Consider the following 2,075-nt stretch of genomic DNA (forward strand, 5'->3'; position numbering starts at 1 on the left):
GCTCGAACAACTCCCACAACTCGTCCGGCACCAGCCGCTCCACAAGCGTCGTCACACCCGCCAGAATAGCGAACACCCCAAATGAAACGACTTCTTAGTCACCTGGACGCAGATGCTCGCCCTGACCGGCGACGCGAAACGGTGGGAGATCAAGAAGCTCCGCTTCCGCCTCTTCGGCGCCGCCGCCCGCCTGGTCCGCACCGGCCGAAGACTCGTCGTCCGTCTGCCCGACCGATGGCCCTGGACCGGGCACATCCTCGAAGGGATCGCCCGGCTCGACCAGCTCGCCGCACCCACATGAAACCCGACCCGCTCGCCCCGACGAACGAGACAAAGCCCGGAGACGTGGAACCCGGCGCCCACCCGACGCGACAATCGGGCCACCGGCATGCCCAAGCATCAAAAAGACCCACCTCACAAGCACAGAGTCCCCGTCAGCGAACCGACGAGGACTCATGAACGATCGAGGCTATGGATCGCGCAGAAATGGTACGAATCTTCAGCCCGGCCCTGGCGCCGGTTCTGGATCCGGATGAGATCCCTGAACAGGTGGTGGACAACCAAACCAGGTTTACTCTGCAAAATATCGGCGTACCGACAAGCGTCGGCGATGCCGCCGTGACCAACCTGTACGGCTTAATGCCCCTTGGTGAATTTCTGGGCGGAATGCAACTTCCTGCCTGGGCCCGGTCGAAGAACGTCTTGCTATTGGGTCTTATCCTTGACGGTTTTCTATGTCTGAACGGAAATGATGGCGCGGTGCTCATGCTGACTCGCGAGCTCGAAGAGGATCCTGTCGAGGTGGCAAGTAGCCTCCATGTATTCGTTTCCATTCTCGTCGGGGTCTCTGAGGCCGCGCACTGGACCGCCAACCCGCCCGACTTGGACGTCACGGCACTCATAGAACAGATTGATCCAAGATCGCTGGGCGCTTCTGCTCTCTGGGAAAGAGTTTTCGAGAACCTGGTCGGTTGACTTGTGCGAGTAGTGGCGGGCGACATGACGATGTCATCGGTCGGCGACACGGATCGTGTCGGTGGTGGCGAGGGCTTCGTTGTACGCGGCGAGGGTGCGGTAGAGGGTGGAGCGGCCGATGCCGAGGCGCCTGGCGATCGAGGTGACGGATTCGTCGGCGTCGCGGCGGCGGAGGGCGACGGCGAGCATGTCGCCGTCGACTGCCGCGGGCCGGCCACCGTGGCTGCCGTTCGCGGCGGCGGTGTCCAGGCCGATCAGGGTGCGTTCGTGGATGAATTCCCGCTCGACTTCGGCCATCGCGGCGAACACGACGAAGAGGATCTTGCCGGCGCCCTGGGGGTCGTGGACGCCGGACAGCGCGCCGCTGAGGATTTCCAGGCGGTGGTCGCGTTCGGCGAGGTCCTGTGCGGAGGTGATGAGTTCGATCATGTTGCAGCCGAGGCGGTCGAGCATGGTGACGGTGAGGGTGTCGGCCGGGCGCAGGTCGGCGAGGGCGGCGTTGTACTCGGGGCGGATCTTCTCCCGGGTGCCGATCTTCTCGACGTGGATGCGCACGCAGCCGGCCTTCTTCAGGAGGCGGACCTGCCCGGCGAGGTCCTGGCCTTTGCCGGAGACGCGGGCGTAGCCGACGCGGTCGCCGGTCCGCGTGAGAAGTGCGGGGTCGAGGTCGGGTTCGGGGCCGGGCTGCCAGGTGCGGCCGGGTCCGCGCGCGGTGGGGATGCGGATCGCGGGTCCGGACTTGAGTGCGGGGATCTTGCCGTAGCGGCCGGTGTGGTAATCGACGGCGACGACGCCGGTGTTGGCCCGGCACACCGACCCGGGCGGCGCCCCGCATCGCGGGCACGGCTGGCGCTCGATCAGCTCGGCGCGGGCGATCTCGTCCGGTTCGTCGTTCACGCGTTCCCCTCCGGCCTGGCCGCCCGGAGCGGCTCGTCCCGAATACCCGTCCCGCTTCCTGGTTGCGCCCGCCGGTTTCGGGATGCCTTTCGGGACGCCTTCGACAAGCTAGTGCTGCATTCCTCAAAGGGTGTACACGAAGCGGCGCCGTAATGTGCGGGTCGGTGGGGCGGGTCTGCCCCATATCCATGGTTTCGCCCGGG

At 65.9% G+C, this 2,075-nt stretch carries 2 protein-coding genes and 1 pseudogene; 2 read left to right on the top strand and 1 reads right to left on the bottom strand.

What is annotated here, in order from left to right; genetic code table 11:
* Positions 1–106: 106 nt before the first annotated feature.
* Positions 107–301, top strand: a pseudogene (locus tag ACIBSV_RS50620) (transposase); the annotation flags it as partial.
* 170 nt (positions 302–471) lie between these two features.
* Positions 472–975 (top strand): SUKH-4 family immunity protein, encoded by a 504-nt coding sequence (locus tag ACIBSV_RS50625; protein WP_395874789.1) that lies wholly within the window; start codon positions 472–474, stop codon positions 973–975.
* A gap of 33 nt (positions 976–1,008) precedes the next feature.
* Here the strand turns inward: ACIBSV_RS50625 and ACIBSV_RS50630 are convergent, their stop codons facing one another.
* Positions 1,009–1,872, bottom strand: a complete 864-nt coding sequence (locus tag ACIBSV_RS50630) for a recombinase family protein (protein ID WP_395874791.1) — start codon at positions 1,870–1,872, stop codon at positions 1,009–1,011.
* Positions 1,873–2,075 lie beyond the last annotated feature (203 nt).

Origin of the sequence: Embleya sp. NPDC050154, from assembly GCF_044460165.1 — a bacterium.
In the GTDB taxonomy this organism is placed as follows: Bacteria; Actinomycetota; Actinomycetes; order Streptomycetales; family Streptomycetaceae; genus Embleya.